This window comes from Pseudomonas sp. rhizo66, assembly GCF_031931925.1.
In the GTDB taxonomy this organism is placed as follows: domain Bacteria; phylum Pseudomonadota; class Gammaproteobacteria; order Pseudomonadales; family Pseudomonadaceae; genus Aquipseudomonas.
In genome coordinates this window covers 10802-35630 of sequence record NZ_JAUJWZ010000001.1, presented here as the reverse complement: position 1 = coordinate 35630, position 24829 = coordinate 10802, and the positions used below count along the sequence as shown (strand labels likewise).

10 protein-coding genes are annotated in these 24829 nt (G+C 62.6%); 2 read left to right on the top strand and 8 right to left on the bottom strand.

The window, feature by feature from the left end; translation table 11 throughout:
• Nucleotides 1–79 precede the first annotated feature (79 nt).
• Genes QZR14_RS00095 through lexA form a run of 4 tightly spaced genes read right to left on the bottom strand, consistent with a single transcriptional unit; the run spans nt 80 to nt 5811 of the window.
• Complete coding sequence (locus QZR14_RS00095) at nt 80–3157, bottom strand: error-prone DNA polymerase (RefSeq protein ID WP_250605374.1); 3078 nt, start codon at nt 3155–3157, stop codon at nt 80–82.
• Nucleotides 3154–4569: a Y-family DNA polymerase gene (locus tag QZR14_RS00090; RefSeq protein ID WP_311995532.1), complete on the bottom strand. Its 1416-nt coding sequence runs from the start codon at nt 4567–4569 to the stop codon at nt 3154–3156. Before QZR14_RS00090 ends, QZR14_RS00095 begins: the two co-directional genes overlap by 4 nt.
• A 7-nt stretch (nt 4570–4576) precedes the next feature.
• A complete protein-coding gene (gene imuA, locus QZR14_RS00085) occupies nt 4577–5194 on the bottom strand; it encodes a translesion DNA synthesis-associated protein ImuA (protein ID WP_250605376.1) in 618 nt (205 codons plus the stop codon).
• Nucleotides 5194–5811, bottom strand: coding sequence for a transcriptional repressor LexA (gene lexA / locus QZR14_RS00080; protein WP_201225320.1), 618 nt, complete (start codon nt 5809–5811; stop codon nt 5194–5196). The genes imuA and lexA overlap by 1 nt, the downstream gene beginning before the upstream one ends.
• Nucleotides 5812–6051: 240 nt before the next feature.
• On the opposite strand from lexA, the gene QZR14_RS00075 reads away from it, so the two are divergent.
• Nucleotides 6052–7710 (top strand): phosphoethanolamine transferase, encoded by a 1659-nt coding sequence (locus tag QZR14_RS00075; protein ID WP_311995531.1) that lies wholly within the window; start codon nt 6052–6054, stop codon nt 7708–7710.
• Nucleotides 7711–7757: 47 nt separating this feature from the next.
• Here QZR14_RS00075 and QZR14_RS00070 read toward each other — a convergent pair whose 3' ends face one another.
• From QZR14_RS00070 to QZR14_RS00060, 3 genes are all read right to left on the bottom strand, one after another.
• Nucleotides 7758–8726 carry a Gfo/Idh/MocA family protein gene (locus QZR14_RS00070; protein ID WP_311995530.1) on the bottom strand — a complete coding sequence of 323 codons (969 nt, stop codon included), beginning with the start codon at nt 8724–8726 and terminating at the stop codon, nt 7758–7760.
• 9 nt (nt 8727–8735) lie between these two features.
• A complete protein-coding gene (locus QZR14_RS00065; RefSeq protein WP_250605379.1) occupies nt 8736–9623 on the bottom strand; it encodes a Dyp-type peroxidase in 888 nt (295 codons plus the stop codon).
• A 211-nt stretch (nt 9624–9834) separates the two neighbouring features.
• A complete protein-coding gene (locus tag QZR14_RS00060; protein WP_311995528.1) occupies nt 9835–10947 on the bottom strand; it encodes an AraC family transcriptional regulator in 1113 nt (370 codons plus the stop codon).
• Nucleotides 10948–11157: 210 nt separating this feature from the next.
• Here QZR14_RS00060 and QZR14_RS00055 point away from each other — a divergent pair, with 210 nt between their 5' ends.
• Nucleotides 11158–12105 (top strand): SphA family protein, encoded by a 948-nt coding sequence (locus QZR14_RS00055; RefSeq protein ID WP_311995527.1) that lies wholly within the window; start codon nt 11158–11160, stop codon nt 12103–12105.
• Nucleotides 12106–12230: 125 nt separating this feature from the next.
• Here the strand turns inward: QZR14_RS00055 and QZR14_RS00050 are convergent, their stop codons facing one another.
• Nucleotides 12231–24728: a filamentous haemagglutinin family protein gene (locus QZR14_RS00050; RefSeq protein ID WP_311995526.1), complete on the bottom strand. Its 12498-nt coding sequence runs from the start codon at nt 24726–24728 to the stop codon at nt 12231–12233.
• Between the last annotated feature and the right edge of the window lie 101 nt (nt 24729–24829).

The following is a 24829-nucleotide window of genomic DNA, read 5'->3' as shown; positions in this document are numbered from 1 at the left end:
TCAGACGAATCATCTCTGACTGATAGATTGCTTTCGCGAGCAGGCTCGCTCCCACAGGGGTTTTGTGTTCGGCCTGAGATCAGTGGAAATCGCGGCTCTGCACGCGGATGCCGTTGAGCAGCGGGCTGAGGTCGCTCAGGCGGCCGGCGATCAGGTGGCGCACTTCGCCTTCGCGCTCCCAGCGGCCGTCGACTTTCAGCAGTTGCGAGCCCACCAGCACTTGCCGCTGACGCTCGGCCAGATCCCGCCAGACCACCACGTTGACGTTGCCGAACTCGTCTTCCAGGGTGACGAAGGTCACGCCACTGGCGGTGCCCGGTCGTTGCCGTCCCGTCACCAGCCCGGCGACGCTCACCGGTCGGCCGTGTTCGACCTCAAGCAACTCCTGCGAACTGCGGCAGCGCCGGGCCTTGAGTTCAGCGCGCAACAGCGCCAGCGGATGCGGCCCCAATGTGGTGCCGACGGTGCTGTAATCGGCATGCAGATCCTCGCCAACACTGGGTTTGGGCAGCAGCACTTCCGGCTCTTCCTGACTCGGCAACCCGGCAAACAGGCCCAGCTGTTTCTGCACCCCGGCCACTTCCCAGCGCGCCCGATGCCGGTGTCCGGCCAAACCGCGCAACGCCCCGGAATCGGCCAGCAACGCCTGCGCCCGACTGTCGAGCGCCGCCCGCTCGCCCAGATCGGCGACATCGGCAAACGCCCCGCACGCCCGCGCCGCTTCGATGCGCCGGGCATCGTCCTCGCGAAAGCCCTTGATCATCCGCAGGCCCATGCGTATCGCCGGTTGCGCCGTCGTGGTGGTTTCCAGGCTGCAATCCCAGTCACTGGCGCGCACGTCGACCGGGCGGATCTGCAACTGATGCCGGCGCGCGTCCTGGAGAATCTGGTCCGGGCTGTAGAAGCCCATCGGCCAGCTATTGATCAACGCACAGGCGAACGCTGCCGGTTCGTGGCATTTGAGCCAGCAACTGGCGTAAGTCAGCAAGGCAAAACTGGCGGCGTGCGACTCGGGAAAACCGTAGCTGCCGAAGCCTTTGATCTGCTCGAAAATCTGCGCGGCAAACTCCGGCGTATAGCCGTTTTTCTTCATGCCGGCGGCCAGGCGCTCCTTGTGCGGCTCCAGTCCGCCGTGGCGTTTCCACGCGGCCATCGAGCGACGCAGCTGATCGGCCTCGCCAGGGCTGTAATCGGCGGCGACGATGGCGATCTGCATCACCTGCTCCTGAAACAGCGGCACACCGAGGGTTCTTTCCAGGACAACCTTGAGTTCTGGCGACGGGTAGGTTTCCTCTTCCTCTTTGTTTCGGCGGCGCAGATACGGATGGACCATCCCGCCCTGAATCGGCCCCGGGCGGACGATGGCCACCTCAATCACCAAGTCGTAGAACTTCGCCGGTTTCAGGCGCGGCAGCATCGACATCTGCGCCCGCGACTCGATCTGGAACACGCCGATGGTGTCGGCGCGGCTGATCATGTCGTAGGTCGGTTTGTCTTCGGCCGGAATCGTCGCCAGGCTCAGGTCCAGATTGCGATGGCGACGCAGCAGGTCGAAACAGCGACGGATGGCACTGAGCATGCCGAGGGCGAGGATATCCACCTTGAGCAGGCCGACCGCATCGAGGTCATCCTTGTCCCACTGAATGATCGTGCGCTCGGCCATGGCGGCGTTCTCCACCGGCACCAGCGTGTCCAGCGGCTGCTCGGAAATCACGAAACCGCCGGGGTGCTGCGACAGGTGCCGGGGGAAACCGATCAACTGCCCGGTCAGGCTCAGCACCCGGCGCAGCACCGGGCTGTCCGGGTCGAAACCGCCTTCGAGCAAACGCGCGACCGGCGGCGTTTCATCGCTCCAGTGACCGCAGCAATCGGCCAGTGCATTGATCTGATCCGGCGGCAGGCCCAAGGCCTTGGCCACGTCGCGCACCGCGCCGGCAGCGTGGTAGGTGCTGACCACCGCCGTCAGCGCCGCACGACCACGGCCATAACGGCGAAACACATATTGCAGGACTTCTTCGCGGCGTTCGTGCTCGAAATCGACGTCGATGTCCGGCGGTTCATTGCGTTCCCTGGACATGAAGCGTTCGAACAGCAGCGTGGTGCGATCCGGGTCGATTTCGGTGATGCCCAAGGCAAAACACACCGCCGAGTTGGCCGCCGAGCCACGGCCCTGGCACAGAATCTTCTGCTCGCGGGCGAAGCGCACCACGTCATGCACGGTGAGGAAGTAGCTTTCATAACCGAGTTCGGCGATCAGCTGCAGTTCATCGTCGATCTGCTTGAGCACTTTGGCTTGCGGCCCTTTTGGCCAGCGCCAGGCGATGCCTTGCTCAGCCAGATGGCGCAACCAGGAACTGGCGCTGTGCCCCTCAGGCACCAATTCTTTGGGGTATTGATAACGCAACTCGCCCAGATCGAAGGTGCAGCGCCGGGCCAGGCTCACAGACTCATCCAGCAAGGCCTGCGGATACAACTCGCGCAACACCTCGACACTGCGCAAATGCCGCTCACCATTGGGGTGCAAGCGTAATCCCGCCTCGGCCACCGGTACGTGATGACGGATCGCGGTCATGGTGTCCTGCAAGGCACGCCGGCCACGGGCGTGCATGTGCACATCGCCGCTGGCTACCGGCGGAATCTGCAACTCGGCGGCCAGACTCAACAACGCCGCCAGCCGCTGCTGATCGTCCTGGCCACGATGCAATTGCACCGCCAGCCACAATCGTTCGGCGAAGATCTGCTGCAGCCAACGGCCCTCTTCCACCTGATCAAGCGAGTCCGGCACCCACAACACCAGTAACCCCGGCAATGGCTCGGCGAAGTCCTCGCGCAGCACTTGATACTGGCCCTTCTGCGTGCGCCGTCGGGCGCGGGTGATCAGGCCACACAGCGCCTGATAGCCCGCCAGGTTCTCCACCAGCAGCACCAGTTTCGGGCCGTTTTCGATGCGTACTTCGCTGCCGATGACCAGCGGCAACTCCACCGATTTCGCCGCTTGCCAGGCCCGAACGATCCCGGCCAGCGTGCATTCATCGGTAATCGCCAGTGCCTGATAGCCGTGCTTTTTCGCCCGTTGAAACAGTTCCAGCGCACTGGACGCACCGCGCTGAAAACTGAAGTTCGACAGGCAGTGCAGTTCGGCATAACCGTCGTTCATGCAAACCAGCCCTGCAGCCACAGCGGACCGCCCTCACCCACCGCCCGATAAGCCCAGCCTTGCTGACCGGCGCGGTTCTGGATCAGGTAATAATCGCGGCGCACATCGTCACCGTCCCACCAGCCGGACTCGATGCGTTCCGGGCCCATGAGAATCCGCGCCGAACCTTCTGCCACGCTTTGCGGCTCGCCAAGCAACCAGCCTGGACGGTGCACATTCGGCAAGCCTGCGCAGCGTTGTTTGTCGACGCCGTGCTGCCACGCGCACTCCGGGCGATGATCGGCCTGAAAGCGCAGCCCCTGCACCGCGTCATCGCCCAAGCGCGCGCGCAGGCGTTCGCGCAACTGCTCCCACGGCAAGGTCTGCTGCGGACGGTCGTCGAACAGTTCCTGAAACTGCGGCACGAAGCTCGGCAGGTCCTCGGCGCGCAGCCGAAAGCCGCGCACCGGCGCCTCGACCTGCACTTGTTCCAAGCGGCCACGGGCCAGTTCGAAGAGCATCGCCGGATCACGTTCGGCGCTGAGCAGCCCGACCTTGATGATGCTGTCCGGCAGCCCGGCATGTTCCAGATGCAAGTCGAAACGCTGCACGCCGCTGTCGCGCCCGCAGAGGAATGCCGACAGATCGCCGGTCAAACGCCGTAGCGGGAACAGCAGCGCCTGATGGGATTGCACGTCGAAATTCAGTTCAATGCGCACGTCGAAACGATCCGGCGGCAAGTAAAACTCAAGCGCCAATGGCCGCGCACCGAACAGGGTATCGAGGTGTTTGAGCATCTGCGCCTCGAAACGTCGGGCCAGCGCCTGACGCGGCAGGCTTTGCACCTGACTGAGGTTGCGCAGGCCCATGCGTGATAATGCCGTGGCCACCGCTGGCTCCAGACCGACACGGTCGACCGGCAACTGACCGAGGTGATGCTGCAAGGCCTCGCCGTCCGGCACCACCAAGCCATCGTAAGCATTGGCCAGCACCCGCGCCGCCACCGGATTGGGGGCGGCAACGATGCGATGACGGAAGCCCAGATCGGTCAGTTCCTGACGCAGTCGTGCTTCGAACTGCGCCCACGAACCGAACAGGCCAAGGCTGGATTCGATTTCGAACACCACGGTGCGCGGGTAATGCACGCTGACCTGCGCGCTGAAACGGTAGGCCCACGCGGCAAGAAACTGCTGCCAGTGTTCGACCTCGGCGACCTCGTAATCAGCCGTGGCAAAGCCTTTGCTCATGGCTTGCGCAGCGGTCATCGACTGGCCGGGACGCAAACCGAGTTTGCGCGCCGCCGGGTTGACCGCTTGCAGCACCCGGCGCTGGGCCGGGCCGTTGAGCAGCACCAAAGGCTCATCGGGATCGGGACGCTGACGCAGCACGGCGTCGAGGGCCAATTGCGGAAACAGAATACACACCCAGCGCATGGCGACCTCAGTGCCCCACGGTAAAGGCAATCGGCGCCGCACGCGCCAAGCCGCCACGGCACTTGAGGACGCGCAACTGTGCAGGTTTGGCGTCGATGGCAATACGCAGCGCCGCCGGTGACGGGTTGATCGCTTCGCTCAACGGCCGCCAGGCAAACGCCAGGGTCTGACCGGTTTCCGCCGCCACCTGCAAACGGCGCAACGCACGATCATCAGCCTTGTGCGGCCAACACAGCACTGCGCCGCAACTGCCCGAACGCAAGCACTGTTCCGCCGCCCACAAGGCATCGCGTTCGCTGGCCTGGATCACCGACAACTGGCGCAGATCGACCCCGGCGTTTGCCCACGCCTGCGGATACGGCACGAATGGCGGCGCCACCAGCACGATGCGCTCGCCCGCCGCCGACAACCGCGCCAGCGTCGGCCAGACCAATTGCAGTTCGCCGACACCGGGGCCGGCCAGGAGGATTTCGCTCAACGCCGCTTCCGGCCAGCCACCGCTGGGCAGTGCCGCGTCCAGCGCGGCGTGACCGGTCGGTTGTGGACTGGCGGCCGGTGGCGCAGGCCGGCCCTTCCAGACCTGGCCGCCATTGAACAGCGTGTCCAACGCAACGACGGCGCCCATCAGCCTTGCCTCACCAGACCGCAGAACACCCCTTCGATGGCCAGGTCCTGATCGTCGCGCACGACAATCGGCTGGTACGCCGGGTTGCGCGGCAACAGCCGCACTTCATCGCCCAGCCGTTCGAAGCGTTTGATGGTGACTTCGCCGTCGAGCCGCGCCACGACGATCTGGCCGTTGAGCGCCTCGGGATTGCGCCGCACGCCGACCAGATCGCCGTCGAGAATGCCGTCCTCGATCATCGAATCGCCCTGCACCCGCAGCATGTAATCGGGCGTGCGGGAGAACAGCGCCGGGTCGAGCAGCAAGCGGCTATGGATGTCGGCATCGGCGCCAATCGGCGCACCGGCAGCGACGCGGCCGAGCACGGGAATGTCGAGCAGTTCCGGACGCGCCGGTTGCCCGAGCAGGCGAATGCCCCGGGCCTGATGCGGATTGACCTCGATAAACCCGGCTTCGGTGAGCGCGAGCACGTGCTTGCGCGCCACGCTGCGCGAGGCAAAACCAAAAGCCTCGCTGATTTCAGCGAGGCTTGGGGGCTGACCGTGTTCGGCGATTCGATCGCGGATAAACGTCAGGATGGCGGTACGGCGGGGAGTCAGGTTCGTCATGGAGTACATTTGTACTCCTGTAGGATTTTCCTGACAAGCGCCGCCAGTCGGCCTGGGCCGACGCAGGAGCTGCCGAAGGCTGCGATCTTTTGATTTTGTTTTTTAGATCAAACGATCGCAGCCTTCGGCAGCTCCTACAGGAATGGCGTGCAGACTTGTTACAGGATGTTTACGATTTTTTTACCAATGTTCTTCTACAGTTACCCGCGCAACCGCGTGGTTTTCCATTTATGTAGAGGAATGTTTGACATGGCTTTGGGCAACGGACTGCGTTTACCGTCCATCACTTCTACTCGACTGGTGCTGCTGTTTTCCCTGGCGTTGGTGGCGTTGTACAACCTGGCGACCTGGAAGGCGCTGGGCACGCTGATCACCTTGCAAGGCGCGCACAAACTGGCGTTTTTCGCCTCGTTCGGGCTGTTTTTGTGGGCGGCGATCACCCTGCTGCTGACTCTGGTGTCGTTCCGCTGGACGCTGAAACCGGCCCTCACCGTGGTCGCGCTGCTCTCGGCGTGCGCTGCGTATTTCATGAACGAATACGGCATCACCATCGACACGGTGATGATCCAGAACGTCTTCGAAACCAACCCCGCCGAAGCCACCGCGCTGTTCAACGATAAGCTACTGGCTTACGTGCTGCTGCTCGGTGTGTTGCCGGCGGCGTTGATCTGGCGTTGGCCGGTGAGTTATCGGCCGTTCTTTCGCGGTTTGCTCAACAAAGTGCTGGTGATCATCGCCTGCGTGCTGGTAATTGCCGCTTCAGTGGGCGCGTTCTATTCGACCTACGCGCCGATCTTTCGCGAAGAAGACAAGCTCACTCACTTCATCAACCCGACCAACTACATCTACGCGATCAGCAAGTACACCCAGCAACGCCTGGGCATCAAAAAGCAATTCGTGGTCCAGGCCATCGGCGAAGACGCGGTGATGAGCGCCAACGTTGCCAGCCGCGAAAAGAAATCGCTGATGGTGTTTGTGGTCGGTGAAACCGCCCGCGCCGATCACTTTTCGCTGAACGGTTATGAGCGCGAGACCAATCCGGAACTGAGCAGACTCGACATCCTCAATTTCACCCAAGTGCATTCCTGCGGCACATCGACAGCGGTCTCGGTGCCGTGCATGTTCTCGAAGTTCCGGCGTGAGGATTACAGCGACAAGAAAGGCAAAACCTACGAAGGCCTGCTCGACATCCTCCAGCGTGCCGGCGTGCAAGTGCTGTGGCTGGACAACAACAGCGACTGCAAAGGCACCTGCCTGCGCGTGCCCCATCGCGATATTTCCAGGCATCAGCCGGGGCCGTTCTGCGACGGCAACAACTGCCTCGACGAAGCGCTGTTGCAAGACCTGCAAAGCTACATCGACAGCCTCAAGGGCCACGCGATCATTGTCCTGCACGCCGACGGCAGTCACGGCCCGGAATACTACGAACGCTATCCAAAAGACATGGAGCGCTTCAAACCGATCTGCCACACCAATCAGTTGGGCAGTTGCAGCCGCGATGAACTGGTGAACGTGTACGACAACACGATTCTCTACACCGATCATTTCCTCGCCAAGGTCATCGAACTGCTCAAGCGCAATCAGGACTCACTGGACACCTCGATGGTGTATGTCTCCGACCACGGCGAATCGTTGGGCGAGAACGGTTTGTACCTGCACGCGGCGCCGTATGCGCTGGCACCTGAAGCGCAGACCCATGTGCCAATGGTGATGTGGTTCGGCAATGGCACGCTGGCCAGCGAAGGGATTGATCGAGGGTGTCTACAGGGCAAGACCGGGCAGGCAGATCTGAGCCATGACAACCTGTTCCACTCGGTGCTGGGGTTGTTTGAGGTGAAGACGTCGCTGTATCAACCGGGGCTGGATATTTTTCATGGCTGCCGGCCGGCGATGACGGCTGCGCAATAACCCGCAGACACTGCAAAACCCTGTGGGAACGGTGTACGCATGGAGGATCAGTGGCGTTTGAGGATTTGATCCATGACCCAGTCAGTCTTGAGCGCTTGCTCGGCGACGGCGGGATGTTGTGAATCACCACGAATATGCGCATTCATGCCCTGCACGTGATGCCACTGAATGTGCTCGTGATGGGGGATTTCCAGGCTGAGGTGCTCATCGGCATGCAACTGCACGGGATGCTCATCGAATACGGAAAAACTGATCCGTCCGAGGCTGCCAATGATCTCGACCCGATCCTCACGCCGATCCGCGACAAAACTCCAGCAGCCCATGCCCAGCGCCCCGGAGGCAAACCGCCAACTGGCGCTGACCGCATCTTCCGCTGCATATAAACCGGCCTGACGCGCAGTGAATCCGGCGACCTCGACAATGTCACCGAGCAAATACTGGAACAGGTCAAAGCCATGACTGGCCAGATCGGCAAAATAACCGCCACCGGCCACCGCCGGATCGGTGCGCCAATTGTCGCGACCGTCCAGATCCGCCGACGAAGGCGCTTTGGTCAGCGTCCAGCTCAAGTGCCGCACCTCGCCAATGCGCCCCTCCTCCAACCATTGCCGCACCTGTGCAAAACGCGGCAACGAACGGCGGTAGTAGGAAACGAACAAGTGCACACCAGCCTCGGCGAAGGCCTGCTGCATCTCGCGGCTTTGCCCGGCATTCAGTGCCATGGGTTTTTCCACGCAGCAATGCTTGCCGGCGGCGGCGACTTTCAGGCTGTAGGCGTGATGGCTGTCGGGTGGCGTGGCGATGTACACCGCGTCCACTTCGGGATCGTTGATCAGCGCATCGACGTCGGTGTAGACCCGCTCGATGCCGTGGCGGGCGGCGTAGTCGGTCACGGCTTCGAGGCGTCGGCCCATCACCGCCACCAGCGCCGAACCGGGTGCCTTGTAGAAGGCCGGGCCGCTCTTGCGCTCGGCGACGCTGCCACAACCGATCATGCCCCAGCGCACCACGTTCATGCTCAGTCCTCAGCCGATGCGCAAGGCGCGCAGATCGAGGTGGCCGTCCTTCAGCGGCGGGCACCAGTAGTAGCCGCCAGTGATTGGGCGGCTGATGCGATAGAGGCCATCGGGGATGCCGTCTTCCAGACCGCTCATGCGCCGCAGTTGCGCTTCGAAGGCATCCAGCGAGAAACCGAAGGCGAGGAACATCAAACCGGCGCGATCACCTTCGATCCACGGCATCGAGCGCCGCACGACGAACGCTTCCGGCGCAAAACTTTCCTGCGCGGTGCGTTTGACGTGGGCGGAGACCGGCGCATCGTCGATCTCTTCGTTGTCGCTGAGGCGACGGCCCATGATGTTGTCTTTGTCCTCGGCGGACAGTTTGTGGAAACCCTTGAGGTCGTGCTGCCACTGCTGGATCGCGGCGAAGCTGCCACCGACCATGCCGTCAGCGCCTGCACTTTGCAGGGCGGCGGCGATGGCGGCTTCGTCGTGCGGGTTTTCGGTGCCGTCTTCGTAGCCGGTCAGGTCGTGCCCGTCCTTGTGGCGGAAGGCTTCCTGCATCTCGACCAGACGCAGGGCCGGGGCCAGTGCGGCTTCGAGGGCGTGGCAACGGTTGAGCAGTTCACCACGGTCGACGCCGTGCAACCAGACCCACAGCGCGTGCTGGGTCGACGGGTTCTCGACGCCAACGCCGGTCAGTGCCGGGAAGCTGCGCAGGCCGTCAATCTGCACGTTGAGAGCCTTGACCAGGGATTCACCAAAACCGACGACTGCCGACTTGCCGTCCACCTGATTCAGCAGGTTGTCGAGCGCCTGCGGCAGGGCTTCAACCGACTCAAGGGCGAAAAACAGGTGACGTGCTTGCGCAGGAACGGGGGTGGCGAGAATGCCCGGCTGGTAGTAACTCATGTGAACTCCTTGGGAAAGTGCGCGGGAGTTTACCTGTGGCCGGAGGATTTGTGTGGGTTTGGATGGAAGTCAAAAGCCCCTCACCCTAGCCCTCTCCCGGAGGGAGAGGGAACTGATTGGGGGATGCTGTGGAGATACGCCGACTTGAAAGTGCTGTACCGAATCCATAATCGACAACATGACGAAAGACACTTCGGTCGGCCCCAATCTCTCAAGTCCATAATCGACGCGTCGATGTAACTCGCAAGACACCTCCGTCGGCTCCCTCTCCCTCCGGGAGAGGGCTGGGGTGAGGGTTAGCGTCATTGCGCCAGGCGCTAGGGCTCATTCCCGTCCAGCGCTTGAACGCCCGGCGAAAACTGCGTACATCGCTGTAGCCCACTTCCTCGGTAATCCGCTCGATCGGCATATCGGGATTCGCCAGCAAACTCATAGTCCGCGCCTGGCGAACCTGCTCCAGCAACGCCTCAAACGTCAGTGCATGCTCAGTCAAACGCCGACGCAAGGTGCGACTGCTCATGTTCAAATCCCCGGCAATTTTTTCAATGTGACTGCCGCTGCTCAGATCCCGGGCAATCGCCCGCTCCACAGCCTGAATCAGATCAAGTTTCTGATGCACCTGCGCCGCTTCCAGCTCCAGTAATGCAACGGCCTGACGCAGTGCCAGCGAATGATGATTGGGCAGGTTCACGTCCAGCCACTGTGCATCGATCAACATGCGATTGTGCAGGCAGCCGAAGCACACGTCCGGCCCCAGTAGGCGCTGGTATTCACTCAGGTAATCCGGTGCGGCATGCACAAATTCCACAGCGATCGCCTTGAACTCAGCCCCCACCAGCGCGCGGCCATACACCAGCAAACTGGCGAAAAACTCTTCGACCGCAAACACCTGCACGTCGGCAAACGGTAGGCGGCATTCGGCGTCGAGATGCACCTTCCCGCCGACCACATCGACGCTGGACACGACGATGCCGCCCGAGGTGTGCTGGTGCCGAATGCCCAGGGCGAAGGCATCGCGCAAGGTCTTGCACAGCGATAACACATGCCCGAGCAGGCCCAGCGTGCCAAGTACATTCTGCGCCCCGACCCACAGCCCCAAACCCTGATTGGGCAGCACTTTGAGTGCGCGCTGAATCATCGCCACGGCCTGACGATAGGAAATCCGCTGCGCCGGATCCTGCAGGTCTTCAAGGGTGAAGCCCAGCCCACGGCACAGGCTCTGGGGATCGATGCCCTTGTTCTGCACAACTTCGGCGAGGGTTTGCAGGAGGAACGGCGAGACCAGCGCCAGTTCGAAGGTCGGGTCTTGGACTTTTACGTTCATGGGGGCTGACATTCCGGATCACGCTTGATTGTTATTTTTGTAACCGGTTGTGTCGATGGAAGTTAGCACAAGGTTTACGGGCTGTCCGCAGATGCCCCCCTCGGTGTCCGCCAATACCCTGCCCCAACGTACGCCAAACGCTTATTTCTAGCGTACCGGCGCCCCATGCGACCGGTGCCAGTCCCGATCACAATAATAATGAGGACAGCTATGAGCCCGAACCGCGCGACATCCTTCTTGCCCCGCGCTCTTTTCATCGCCGGTTGCGCGCTGACATTGCCCGCCCTGGCCACCGAAGCCGGCGTCGACAACATTGGCACCGGCACCGACGGCTTCTTCATGCTGCCGCTGGAAGTCGACAGCCTTCCGCAGAACATGGTCGCGTTCAACCTCTACTACAACCATTACAAGGCGCGAAAGCTCAACATCAGCTCGTTCGGCGGCAAGGTGCCGAATGTCGAAATCGAGTCCACCGCGGTGATTCCGCGCATCGATTATCTAAGCCCGGTGCGGCTATTCGGCGGGCGTCTGGCCGGTTACATCGCCCAGCCGTGGCTGAAGCAGGAAGTTTCGGTGTTCGGCTTGAGCGACACCCGCGAAGGCATGGGCGATACCACCTTCGCGCCGATCATTCTGTGGGACATGGGCAAAAACCTGACCCTCGGCGCCGCCGTGGAAATCACCGTGCCCACCGGCGAATACAGCGTCGATCGACTGGCCAACACCAGCAACAATTTCTACACCTACAAGCCACTCTTCTCCTTCACCTGGCTGCCGACTGAACGCACCGAAGTCTCGATGAAGACCACTTACAGCTTCAACGAGAAGAACAAGGACACCGACTACAAGTCCGGGCAGATCTTCCACTTCGATTACTCGGCCAGCTACAAGATCACCGACGACCTGATGCTCGGCGTCAACGGCTACTTCCTCAAGCAAACCACCGACGACAAACAGTTTGGCCACACCGTGCAGTTCGCCGGGCAGGACGTCGATGACGGCGTGCGTGGCAAGGTCTTCGCGATTGGTCCGGCGCTGCACTTCACCTTCCTCAAGTACGCCAGTGCCGAGATTCGCTGGGCCAGGGAATTTGACGTGGAGAACCGGCCCGAAGGCGAAATGCTCTGGGCAAAAATCAGCATTCCTTACGCTTTTTGAAACCCATCCCAATCCAATGTGGGAGCGAGCCTGCTCGCTCCCACAGGGATTTCAGCGCGTTGGTGAATGATTGCTAAAAAAAAGGGCGACCAACCGGTCGCCCAAACGTACTACACGAGAGTCTTTTACAACGTCAGTTGCCCACGCTCCTCCTCGGTCAACTGCTGTTTCGCCTGTTCATCCAGCGCTCCGGCGCCCAGCACCTGCACCGGGCTGTTCGGGTTGTAACCCGGGGCCGGTGCACGGCTGGCGCCATCGCGGGACGGCGCAAGCTGTTCGTTGCCGAAACTCAACACCTGCACGGTGAACACCGAAGCCTGATTCTGTCGCGCCGCCGCCTGCTGCTGACGTGCAACATCCTCCGCCGCTTGCGTGGCCGACGATGCGGCCGAACTGGCCGAAGTAATCGCCCCGGTATTCACCGCCGACACCACCGGCACACCCGTCGCCTTGCCCTGCACCGAAATGTTCGCGGCGTTGACCACCGTCAGCGCGGCGATGTTGACGTTGCCCGACACACGAATCCCCGCCTCACCGGCATCGATGGTGCCCAGCGGCGCGATCAGGTCGATGTCGCCCGGTGCCACTTCGGCGATCGGGTTGAGCGTGGCGATACCGGCGCCGGTGCTCGGCACCGACGGCGACAAGGTCACGTTGCCCCAGGTGTCGTAGACGCGTTTCGGCGGGGTGTAGACCACAGTGGTTTTCGAGCCACGACCAGCGTTGATGTCGCCCTCGGCCGACCAGCCGAGAATCGAGCCGCCAAACGTAGTCATGATCCGGCTCTGGCCGAGCAAGATACTGCCCTGCGAATAGAGCTGAATGTTGCCCGAACCCTGAGTGATGATCCCCGCTGTCGACGGTGGCGCCGCGCCTTCGATGCCGAACACCTGACCGCCGCCCGGCGTAAGCATCTGGATGTCGCCGCCGAACAAGGTCTTGACCCCTGCCCCGCCGTACAGCGTGATGTCGCCGTCGTAACGGATCGGATTACCGGCCACATCAGTGATCGGGAACAACGCAGCGATGGCGTTGCGACCACGCAGATAACTGCCTTGGCGCGGACCGTCGACATCGTTGTATTCCAGGCCGCCGGCACGCAGTTCGGCGAAATACACCTGGCGGGCGAAGATCGCCTGCTCGGCACTCGGCAATGCGGCGTAAAACGCTTGCGCCTGTTCCGCGTTGCCGCTGAAGCCGTAGCCGAGGGTTAGCCAGCTCTGCAACTCGTCGAGGTAAGTCTTCACCACTTTGCCCGGTTGCGCGCTCAACGAGGTATCCGGATTGGCCAGATTTTGCGGATTGAGATAGCGAGCGACGAATCGTGAATAATCCGCGCCTTGTGCCCCCACCCCCGCCTGCAGCACCAGACTGGCGCCCGGGCGGTTATCCCCCGCGACCAACGAGCCCAGACTGGTGATACCGGCGCGGTCTTCCATCAGGATGTTGCGCCCGGCATTGATGTCCAGAGTGCCAGGGCCGGCGATATCGAAGCTGCTGTAGAGAATGTCGCGGCCGGCCGACACCCGTGATAGATCTCGCGGGTCGTTGTGAACGAACAGGTTGCCGGTCGAGGTGATGATGTCCCGACCGACGCCCATTTCGTCGGGCTGCACGGCTGTCGGTCGGCCCAGGTTGGTCCCGGATGCCACGATGTCGCGGCCGGCAATCATCCAGACAGGGCCGGCGGCTTCGTACCAGGTACGTTTGGACGTGGCGAAACTCAACGTCTCGCCACTGCGTATCCCTACCAGATCACCGGTCAAGGCATAGAACCGTGCCGGCCCCTGCACATCATTCAAACCGGAATAGCTGTCGGGGCCAAAGGCGAACAACGGATAACGCGAATTACCGTCCGGTTTGACGCCGTCACTGCCGTAGTTGCTATTGAGTGGCGTGTTGGGGTTATTGCTGGAAAAGGCGAGGAATGACGGCCTGAACGGCGTGGCGATGGCGAGCGGGCTGGCACCCGACTGATTGATCGCGTAGCCGCCGGCATAGATAGAGTCGCCAGCCAACAGTTCGAGTTGTCCGGATGTCGAAGGGGCCAGTAACAGTGAATAAGCAGTTGTTCGCGACAAGTCGCGCTCGCTGTACGCCGCCGATGGCCCGGCATAAATCGACCCCTGAGCAGCCACAGCCCGAAGTATCGACGGGTACACAAAACGTCCATCGGTGGGCGACGAATTGGCGCCGCTCACAGGGACAAGATTCGCATCGGCCTCGGCCAATTGAGTGCTCGGAGTGAGATTGCCCCCGGCGGAAAACAGATCGATGGCGGTGTGATCGGTCCATAGCGAGAAGCCGCTCAGGATGCCGCCAGTACGGATATTGCCGTTGTCATCAAGCAGGGGCGTGGCATTGAACAGGCCCACGCGACCGGGATCGCCCGCGCCGCCCAGCACCAGGTCACCACGGGTGCTGAGACTCATGCCCGAGTCGCCGGGAATCAGCACCAGACCACCGGAGGCGTTGCTGGTCGTCGAGGTGAACGGATCCAGCGGTCGGGTTTCGCGGACATCATGCAACCGGGAAAAGGCACCGTATTGCAGGTTGATGCCACCCAGTGCTCCTCCCGTCAATTGCGCCGCACCACGCAAATTGATCAGTGCGCCTTGCAGGTCATGTCTGGGCTGTCCGGTCCCGTTGTCTGCGGCCCGCGCTTGCAGCGATGGGTTGAGGGCGCCGCCGATGCGAATGTCCATATCGCCGCCGCCAGTCATCTGCACACTGCCATCGCTGGCGACCCGACCGGTGCTGCCCACGGCAACGATTAGCCCTTGGCTGCGCGGATAATTGCCAGCATCGCCCAACGGTCTGAGCATGCCGGCGTCGCCACCGGCACGCAGACTGATGTTACCGCCGCCCAGGGTGCCGAATCCGGTGAAGCCCATCAGGTACGGTTCGGTATTACCGTCAGGTGTCATCAACTGCGTCGCATAACTGCCGAAGTTGATCCACCAGGCCGTGGGCACATCCGGATTTCCCGTGCCTTGGCGCCACAGCCAGTTGCCCACTGCCACACTGGCCATCTGCTCGCGGAACCCGCCCGCTGTCGATTGGGCTTTCGTCCCGACCGAATCACCGGAGACCGAGCCACCGGCACTGATTGTCAGGTTCCCCCCCATCTGCGGATACCAGGCCTGATAAAGACTGTCGGCGCCACCACTGACCCACTTTTCATAATCAGCACCGGCGCTGCCCAACACCGAATTATTGTCCGAGAGATGCCCGCGTTTCTGGTTGTACAACGGGTCGACATTCGATGACTGTGTACCGGCGGTGTAGACGCCGAAAGGCGAGTCCATGCTCAGGTTGCCGGCAGCCATCAGATCGAGGTCGCCAGTACCGGTGCGCAGGACGCTGAACATCTGCGTATGGGCTTTGGCGGTGGTGCCGGGATTATTGGCGATACAGAGCTCCGGATAGAGCTCGCAAAGGACTTGATACTCCTCGGTGACCGGTTCGTAGTCAGGTCCCTGACCGTTCCCCGGTGCCCAGACCCAGCGTGCCATCGGTACACAGAGTCCCGGAACCTGGTCACATACCCCAAGTTGGTCATCGGGCACCGGATAATACGCCGGAAGGTCATAGGGATTATCCGCAGCCCAAACAAGTTGACCGGCGCTCTGTGTGATCGTCACACCGTAATGAGCGTCAGCCAGTCGCAAGTTGCCATCCGCTGTCACCGGTTTCACGGCACGGCTGTCGGCCGCCAGAAGATCGGCCCCGGCGACCGCGCGCATCGACCACGACGCACTATCCGACGGCAGCATGCTCGCCACAGCCCAGTTTTTACCTTGCTGCGTGCCGTTGAGCGGACGCAGTTCAATCACCGTCGTGCCTTCGGCGAGCTTCACATCGGTCATCGACGGAATCAGCGAACCGCGCAGCAAGGCCAGCTCGCCCTTTAACTTCACGCCGGAGAAGGTCGTCAGATCTGCATCGTAAACGCTTGGCAACGGCACGCCCTTGGGCCAGTTCATCGCTTGCAGGGCGGTGGCCTTGTTCAAGCGAATACCGGCACCCAGACGTGTTTCGGCAGGCAGCGTCACACTGTCGCTGAGCAGCGTGCCGGCGGCGTACAACAGGCTACCGTTCTGGTCGTGAATCGCCCCCGACAGCACGGTGCCCGCACTGAAGGTGTACGCCTCCCCCAGCACCGCCTGAGTCGGCAACAACGTGCCGCTGGCCAATACCGCCCCCTGGAGGGTCACGTCGTAATTGAGTGTGGCGCCTATCGGGAACTGCGTACCTTCGGCCAGCGACACACCGGTGCCCGGCACGATCAGGTCGCCACCGAACGGCTGCACACCGGCGATCAGTTTCCAGCCAGCGTCATCCTGGGTTTCTGGCGGCGGCGCGAAGCCGTCGTTGATGCTGCCGTAAATGTCGAGGTTGCCGCCGGCGCGGATCACCAGACTGCCAGCCTCCCCTGACCCGTAGATCGACGGATTAAGGCGCGTGTGTGGATTCAGGCTGGCGTAACGGTAACCGGACAAGTCCAGATCGCCCTCCACCACCAGGTCGCCATCAGCCGTCTTGCTGGCGATTTCCACCCCTGGGCGCAGATGGAAAGCGTCGGCGTAAGTGGCGTTGTTCAGCCCGGCAAGTTTGCGTTGCAGCAGATCGCTGTTGCCCAGCGCGGCGTTGATAAAGATGTTGCTGTCAGCGTGAATGCGCTCGAGCATGGCTTGATCGATGACTTGATACGGTCGGCCACTGACCGCCTGATCGACGCCATCGCGGGCATCGGTGTAGCGGCGTGTACCGTTGAGGCCAATGGAACGAGCACCCTGAATGGTCAACGCACCGCTGGCGTCGATGGCGATGTCATTGCTGCCCAGACGCGGCGCGTTGAGTTCAAGCGTGCCGCGCAGCATTCCATCGTTTTGTCCTGCAAGGAAACCGGGCAGCGAATCGGTGCCGTGACGCAGGTCGATCCGCGCGCCGGACGCCAGCGTGAGTACACCCTCACCGGAATTGAGTTCCACCGTGGCGCGGTTCGGCGCGTCGATGATCTTGCCGTAGCTGTCGACGCGCAGGACTCGACCATGAGCGTCGAGCACGCTGTTGCCAGCCAGCGCCAGACCGTTTTTCGCCGAAAGACGAATGTTGCCGACGCGCTCGCCACTGGCGTCGACCAAACCGGTCACTGTCAGGCTGCCGCTGTCCACCGAGACATAGATGTCACTGGCCTTGAGGCCATCGCCGATCACAAGATTGCCTTGCTTGAGCTGCAAGCTGCGGCTGCCGAACACTTGTCCGGCGTTCAGGCGCTGATTGAGCGCGGCAAATTGTTCCGAGGCATCACCGCCCAGGCGCTGAGCACGGATGTCCACGCCGCCGGCCTTGTACGGCACCAGCGTGCCGCCGGCATCGTAATAACCGCTGCTGCCGCCAAGGATTTCACCCTGCAAATCGACTGTCCCGGCCGCCTCGGCCAACGCAATGGCGCTGAGGTTACCGGCCTGATTGTTCTTCGCCGACAGATCAATCCGCGAGCCCGCCGCTTGACGGATATTGCCGTTGGCGCTGTACAGCGACACATCGCCGCCCCAGCTGTATTTGTTTACATCGTTGAACGGCAGCGTGCGCCCGGCCATGTCCAGCACGGCCGCACTGCCCAGGGTCAAATCGCCTTCGGACTTCACCGTCAGTTTGCCGCTGGCCAAGGCGATACGGCTGTCGAGCACGATGTTGCGCGCCTCAAGATTGAGTTCTGCACCCAACGCCTCCGCGACCCCGGAAGCGCCACCACCGCTGAGCGTCAGGTTATTGCCGGCCTTGAGCACATTCACCGACGCCGCTTCACCGGTGAGCAACGGCGTACGCAGATTCAGGTTACCGCCGCTGTAGCTGTAGCCCTTGAGCGGGTCGTACGCGCCCTGTTCCTGATACACCGCCAGGCTGCCTTTGTGGTTGGCGGTGATGCGCTCGCTGGCGGTGAGATCGACATTGGCAAAACCCAGCGCCAGACGATTGTTCTGATCCAGCCCGCTCGCTTGCGGCATCGGGCCGTAACCCAGTTCGATGCGCTGTGCCTGGATGTCCAGCGTACCGCTGCCCGTGCCGGCGCCACCGGTGATCACGCTGGCGGGGCTTTGTGTGGCGCCGTTCCAGATCAGGTTGGCGGTGCGGATGCTCGCCACATCGTTGGCATCGCCCAAGCCATAAATGGCCGGGGTGACGAGCACCAGATTCTGCAGCCTGCTTCGGCCGGTCTGCGGATCGAGGGTGTCGAGGCTCACGCTGCCGTAAAAATTGAAGGCGTCGCGGGTGGTCAGGCTCAGGGTTTCCAGCGCTGGGGCGCCATATTGGGTGTCGCCGCGCAGCAATCGGTCGAGCACGTTCTGGTTAAGGCTCAAACCAGCCGGTACACGACTGCCGGCCTGCGCCAGCGCGGCGGCGCTGCCAGCGTTGACCGAACCCACCGCCAGCGCCAGATGGCGTGTGCCGAAACGCACCGCTTCACCCAGTTCGAACTGATTGTCCGTCGCCGCCGTGATGCTACCGCTCGAATACAGCAGCGCCGGATCGTTGCAGGCTGACGTGACACATACACCAATCCGGATGCTGCCAGCGCCGCTGATGCCACTGGCCGCTGCCGGCGCCAGCACATTGGTCCAGCCGTTGGACACCACCAACAGGCTTGAGGCTTCCGGCTGGTAGAGGTAGCCGGACGTTGAATCGGAGGCCATATTGCCACGCCCCAGGGTGTTGATCCCGGCACCCGCTTCAAGCGTGATGCCACCGGTGGTCGAGGTGGTGCGCAACACGACTTCCGGCGCTGACAGGATGGCCCCTTCGCGCAGCGTGATGTTGTCGGAGGTTCCCACGAACTTGATGATGTTGCCGGTCGTGCTGTAAATCACCTCCGGCAGCGCGCCGAGCGTCAGGCGTCCGGCATTGAGGTTATTCAGCGTGTCGGCGTACACCGATACGCCACTGAAACCCTGCGTCGGCGCATGCACCGTACCGAGCACTTCGAACTCAGCGCCGGCATAACCACCGCGTACCGCCGCCGTGCCGATCAGGCCGCCTTCGGCGGCATCAAACAGCGCTCGCCCGGCGAACTGCAACGCGGTGTCTTGCTTGCCACCCGTGCTCAGGCGCAGATCGAGAACCTTGCCGTCCATTGGCGCCAACGCACGGGGCACGCCGCGCCGGGCGGCATCGCTGCGGATGAACTGGGTGAAGGTCGTTTCGTTGTACTGCGAGTAACGGCGCAACACGTCCGCCGACGTCAGGATCACCTGACTGGCCAGGCTGTCGCGCAGACCGGTGTTGGCAATCGACATCTGCCCGCTGCGGGTCCACGAACCATTGCGCAGCTGCAAAGCTGCCGTCGTCGCGCCCGGCGTCGCCTGGCCGTTGACCTCGACCCGGAACGCTCCCGGCAACAAGGCAAAGGTCGACGGCAGCAGCGTGTAAGTACCCGCCGCCAGCCCCGGCACGCCGGCACCGATTGTGACTTGCTGGCCGATGCGCGGATCGACCGCGCCGGCTTCGGCCAGCATCGGCGCGTAGCTGCCCTGATTGCCCGGGACGATGGCGTAGACCGGGTTGCTCGCCAGCCCCGGCAGACTGAAGGAGCCATCAGTGGCATTGCGCACCAGCGGGTTGAAGCGCGCATCAGTAGAGCCGCCGCGCCCGGAGATGAACCCGGCGCCGCGAAGATCGCCACCGCCGGACAGATCGATCAGCGCACCGTCCTGCACCTCGATGTATTGCCCACCGATTGCCACACCGTTTTTTTCGCCCGTGATGCCGTTCAACACCACCGATTTACCGTTGTAGAGATAGTCGATGCCGTCCGTGGTGCCACCGTATGGCATGACCAGCCCGGCGCCACTGACCGACGTGGTGCTGCCTGACAGCAGTCGCACCTCATGACTGGTGGTCAGCAAATCGTCGCCCAGAACAATCTTGCCCAGCGGGGCTCGCAACACACCGCCCTGCTCGATGTACGCAGCGGAAAAACCCAGATTGCCAAAGACCGAGTACGGCACCGCAGCGGGCGCCGCGCCGTGGCCGCTGATCCGCAGCGTATGGTCGGACACCGCAACGGCGCCCTGATAGCCAACGCGCACTTCAGCCTGGACATCACTGGCGGGATAGATTTGTGCAGCGCCCAGGTTCAAGTCACCCGGCGTCCACAGCCGGGTTTTCTCGGCGCCATCATTGGGCGCGAGGAAACGCAGATCGCCGCTGCTATCGAGGTTCACCAGACCAAATGCCCGTCGGCTATACGCAACCGCCGGCGCGCTGAGTTGCAGGATCGAACCCTGCGTACCGAACGACAGACCATTGCCCACGTCCAGCAGGTTCGCCGATGCATTGAAGGTCGCGTCTGACAGTTCAGTCGTCGGATTAAGGGTCATTCGCGGCCGTATCAGGCCGAAACCAGCGTGGTAAGTGCCCACGCCGGACAAGCGCAGGTACGGCGCGCTCAAATCGACGCGACTCGTGCTCTCGGAGGTTTGCGCCAGAGACAACGCCCCGGCGTACATCGTCAGGCTCTGGTTCATGTGCAGATTGACGTCGCCGTCAAACGACAGCAAACCGTTGCTCAACAGGCTCAGGTTATCGAAACCGCCCGCCATCAAGCTGTCTGCACTCAAGCGCGTCTGACCATAACGCAGGCCATCGGCGCCCTCGCCCGGCCGCAGATCCTGCGCGAGCGACTGGTCGCCCGCCCCCTGGCCAATGATCATCTCTCTCGGTGCGCGTACTGCATTGCTTGCCGAGTCAGCATACAGCGGCGTTTCCAGGGCGATGTCCAGACGACCGCCAGCTGCGCCGACACCGCCCGCCGCTGCACGCAAGTGGCCATCAAGGAACAGACCGTTGTAAGCACTCAGGCTGATGCGCCCGCCATCCGTCGCAACGCGGGTCAGGCCCTGGCCGGCGATATCGAGCATGGCTTCGGCGCCAGAGGCGTCCAGCCGGGCGCCCTGACGCACGATCACGTAGGCATCGGCGGCCGTCGCAGTGGCCAGTTTCGAATCGATTTCGCCGCCGATGATGATGCTGCCACCCTTGCCGACCTGACCGTAAGTTCGGCCCAACGCATCGATTGCCGTGTTGGCGCGCCCGGCGACATCGAGGACAGCCTGCTCACCGATCCAGATCGACCGGTCATGGGCGTTCGGATCGGCCACGATAATGGCGCTCGCCGGTTTGTTCGAACCGAACTGCTGCTGACGGATATCAATCGTGCCGCCCCAGGCATTGAGTTCACCTGCAACGGTGATCTGCCCGGCACCGCGCAGTTTGATGCTCTGCCCCGGATCGACGCTGATGCGCGAACCGCGACCCAGCGTCAACGTGCTGTTAGCGGCATCGATCAAACCGATCAGACTGGCCCCGCCCTGCAACGTCAGGCTGGCGCCAGCGCGCTGGGTCAGCAAGCCCTTGCTCGGGTTTTCCTGGAACAGCGACGGCGTCCACAACTCCAACGCCGTTTGCGGGTCGACACCACTGACCTGATTCGGCGCGGCATCAGCGAAACGGTACACCGGCATGTTCACATCAATCGCCGCACCTTCGGCAACGTCCAGACCGCTCAAGCCGATGAGGTTGTAAGCGGAAAAGCCCTTGTTGAACAGATCGCCAGACAGTTGCAGGGTGTTGTCTGCCAGCACCTTGTCGGTCTGACCGACGAGTATTTTGTTGGCCTGCACCGTCAGCGTGCCGCCGCCCGTGACACCGTAGCCACGCACATCGCCCGCAAGGTTCAGGTGGGTTTTACCGGGCGCCGAAATCGCACTGGATTCCAGCGTCAAGTCACCGCCCTTGCCGCCACGGGTCTTGCCGTTGGCCAGTACAGCGCCGCCGGAAGAAACATCGAGCAGGCTGCCCGCGCCAATGTCGATATCGCCACTGCTGCGGATCGACAGCAGACCGCCATTCAAATACGCGAGGCTGGCGCCATCGTCCGGGTTGGTGCGCAGGTTGCTCCACACGCCACGGGTATCGAGTCGGACACCGTCGGCCACTCTTACCTGCGTCGCCTTATCGACCTTCGCCGTGAGCCGAGTGTCGGCAGTGTCGCTGCTGAGGAACTGATTGAGCACGTTGCCCAGGCGCAGGCTACCGCCGCGCGCGGTCAGGTCGGCACCGATCTGCACGTCCGGGGAATACAAGGTGATGTCGCCACCGCTATCGACCGTCAGCGCACCGTCAACAACAACCTGATCTCTGGCCGCGACCTTGAGTGCACCGAGCCGAAAGCCATTGAGTTGATCGTTATCGAGAAACAACGTGCCCTTGCGCGCATCGGACACCGCACCGCTCAGGTCCAGATCACTGCCAGCGACTGGCCGCACGCCGCCAATCTGCACTTGGTCGAGCGTCGGATTGAGCGAGTACAACAAGCCACTCGCGGCGGCGACATAGGTCGGGTCATAACTGCCGACGATCAACTGCGCGCGGCGCGCCAGTGCGGTCTGACTCTGTTCATAGCCATCAAGCACCGGTTTCGCTGCCTGATTCTGCCGTTCGCCCTGATACACCTCGCCGATCATCTGCCCGTCGAGTACCGCATTGGCCGTGGCGATCACCAGTTGCCCGGCGTCGCGGCCGACGGTGTAACCCGACTCGAAGCGTGAACGCGGCGCGATCAGCGGATTGTAGAAATAGCTCGTCTGGCCCCAGCGTTCGCTGTTGTCCTCATAGCCTTTGTACAGCCCGGTGTAGAGCAGATCCCCCGGCGCACGGGACACTTCATACAACTTGCCGTCGGCGCCGCGCAGCCAGCTCTGGCGGATCTCGCCGCTCTGCACATCCAGCGTGCCGCCGGACAGATTGATCAACGACCCTTTTTCCGTGACCACGTCGTTGCCGGCAAAACTCACCGTGCCGCCCTGGGCCATCCACTCGCCAACGCTGTGGGCCTGCGTGCCGAGGTAACCGCCGACTTCGAGCAAACCGCCCGCCGTGTACCAGCGATCGGTGGCATAACCGTTGGTGCCTGCCGGCACGTAAACCAGCTCGCGCACATCGACCCAGATGTCATTGCTGTTGAGCGCGCCTTTCTCTCGGTTGACCGAGGCATCGCGCTGCTCGTTACCTTGCACGTTGATCTTGATGCTGTTGTTTTCCATCGCCACTTTGACGCCGAGGGCACCGGAAACGTCGATCATCGCGCCGTCACGCACCAGGCTGCGGCGTTGTGCACTGACCGCGACCTGGCCGCCAGTGGCCAGGGTGATCGAGCCGCTCTGGAACTCGACGGTGCCGCCGCTCTGCAGCTCGATGCGTGACTGGTCGCCACGGATCCGGTTGTTCGCGCTGACATTGGTCAGGCTCGCGTCGCGCTGGCTGTCGAGGGCGCTGAGATCACTGCTGTCGAGCATGATGGCCGTGGCGCTGCCCTGCCCCAGCGTGACGCTGCCGGTGCTGTCGGTGCTGGGGTTGGTCAGGTGAATCGTGCCGCGCGTAGCCACGGAAGTGCTGGCGAGCAACACACCGTTCTGCAGCACTTCATGGCCGGTCAGGGTGATGTCGCCGGTGGTGGACTGAATGAGACCATTGTTAGTGACTTTGCCCGCCACAGCGCCGACCTTGAAGCCCGGCGTGACCTCGTTGCCGAACGTCGTCGAAAAGGCATTACCCTCGGTGCCCGAACCTTTGCGGATGTAGAACCGGTCACCGGCGGCCAATACCGTTTGGCCCTTGGCGGTGTTGATGCTGCCGTCGTTCTGGACTTCGTTGCCGAGCAGCAACGCATAGCCGCCGGCATCGGTAGACGACGCCGGCTGGTGGGTTGCGATGGCAGCACCACGTTCCACCAATACCTTGCCGGCGGCATCGGTGAACGTTGGCTGCGTGCCGGTGCTGTCGAAATACAGGCCACGATCGCGGAACTGGATGTCGGTGATGTTGGCCGCCGCTGCCACCAGGTTGCGCACGTTGACCTGACTGCTGCCGCTGAAGACGATGCCGTTGCGGTTGATCAGCATCACCGTGCCGTCGCCCTTGATCTGGCCCTGAATCTGGCTGGCCCGCGCGCTCGGGTCATTGACCCGGTTGAGCACCGCCCAGTTCGACTGCTGGGCGAATTCAACCGAGGTGTTGCGCCCGACGTTGAAGGTTTCCCAGTTGAGGATCGCCTTGTCGGCGGTCTGCTCGATCTTCACCGTGGTCTTGCCGTCGGCCTGGGTCTGTTGCGGGCCTTTGGCGTTCTGCCAGCCCTGGGCGAGGCTGTTATCGACTTTCAAACCGCCCTCGCCCAGACCATCCGGCACAAACTGCACCGTGCCCAGCGCCGCTGCACGTCCGGCCGCCTGCGCCGCTTGTTGCGCGGCAATCGCCGCGACGGTGTTGTTCAAGGTCTGGATTGAACGCTGCAACTGTTGATTGGCCTTCTGCTGCTGGGCCAGTGGCGGCGTCATCCCCGGTAATCCGCCCACGCTCGGCCTTGCCGCCGCCGCTTGCTGCGCAGCGCCCTTGGCGGCAAACCAGCTCGAACTGAACGCCGTCTGCGCGTGCGCACTGCCCGCCACCAGACACAACGCCACCGCTTGCGCCAACGGCTTGAGCAGCCACAGCGTCGGCTCCATGGCTGCACGCTTGGAGAACGGAACGTGGGTACGACGACGGGACGGGCGAGCGAGCATCACTACGAGATCCTTTTTTGATTGCCACACATGGCCGCAGGCATACAAAAACCTGCTGTTACGACATAGGCAGTTGGCGAGGGGTGCGACCGAACGGATGT

Coding starts and splice junctions, on each gene's coding strand:
- QZR14_RS00070 (WP_311995530.1), bottom strand. CDS start 8,726: ATGAACGTGGTGCGCTGGGGCATGATCGGTTGTGGCAGCGTCGCCGAG.
- lexA (WP_201225320.1), bottom strand. CDS start 5,811: ATGTACTCCATGACGAACCTGACTCCCCGCCGTACCGCCATCCTGACG.
- imuA (WP_250605376.1), bottom strand. CDS start 5,194: ATGGGCGCCGTCGTTGCGTTGGACACGCTGTTCAATGGCGGCCAGGTC.
- QZR14_RS00055 (WP_311995527.1), top strand. CDS start 11,158: ATGAGCCCGAACCGCGCGACATCCTTCTTGCCCCGCGCTCTTTTCATC.
- QZR14_RS00090 (WP_311995532.1), bottom strand. CDS start 4,569: ATGCGCTGGGTGTGTATTCTGTTTCCGCAATTGGCCCTCGACGCCGTG.
- QZR14_RS00050 (WP_311995526.1), bottom strand. CDS start 24,728: ATGCTCGCTCGCCCGTCCCGTCGTCGTACCCACGTTCCGTTCTCCAAG.
- QZR14_RS00075 (WP_311995531.1), top strand. CDS start 6,052: ATGGCTTTGGGCAACGGACTGCGTTTACCGTCCATCACTTCTACTCGA.
- QZR14_RS00065 (WP_250605379.1), bottom strand. CDS start 9,623: ATGAGTTACTACCAGCCGGGCATTCTCGCCACCCCCGTTCCTGCGCAA.
- QZR14_RS00095 (WP_250605374.1), bottom strand. CDS start 3,157: ATGAACGACGGTTATGCCGAACTGCACTGCCTGTCGAACTTCAGTTTT.
- QZR14_RS00060 (WP_311995528.1), bottom strand. CDS start 10,947: ATGAACGTAAAAGTCCAAGACCCGACCTTCGAACTGGCGCTGGTCTCG.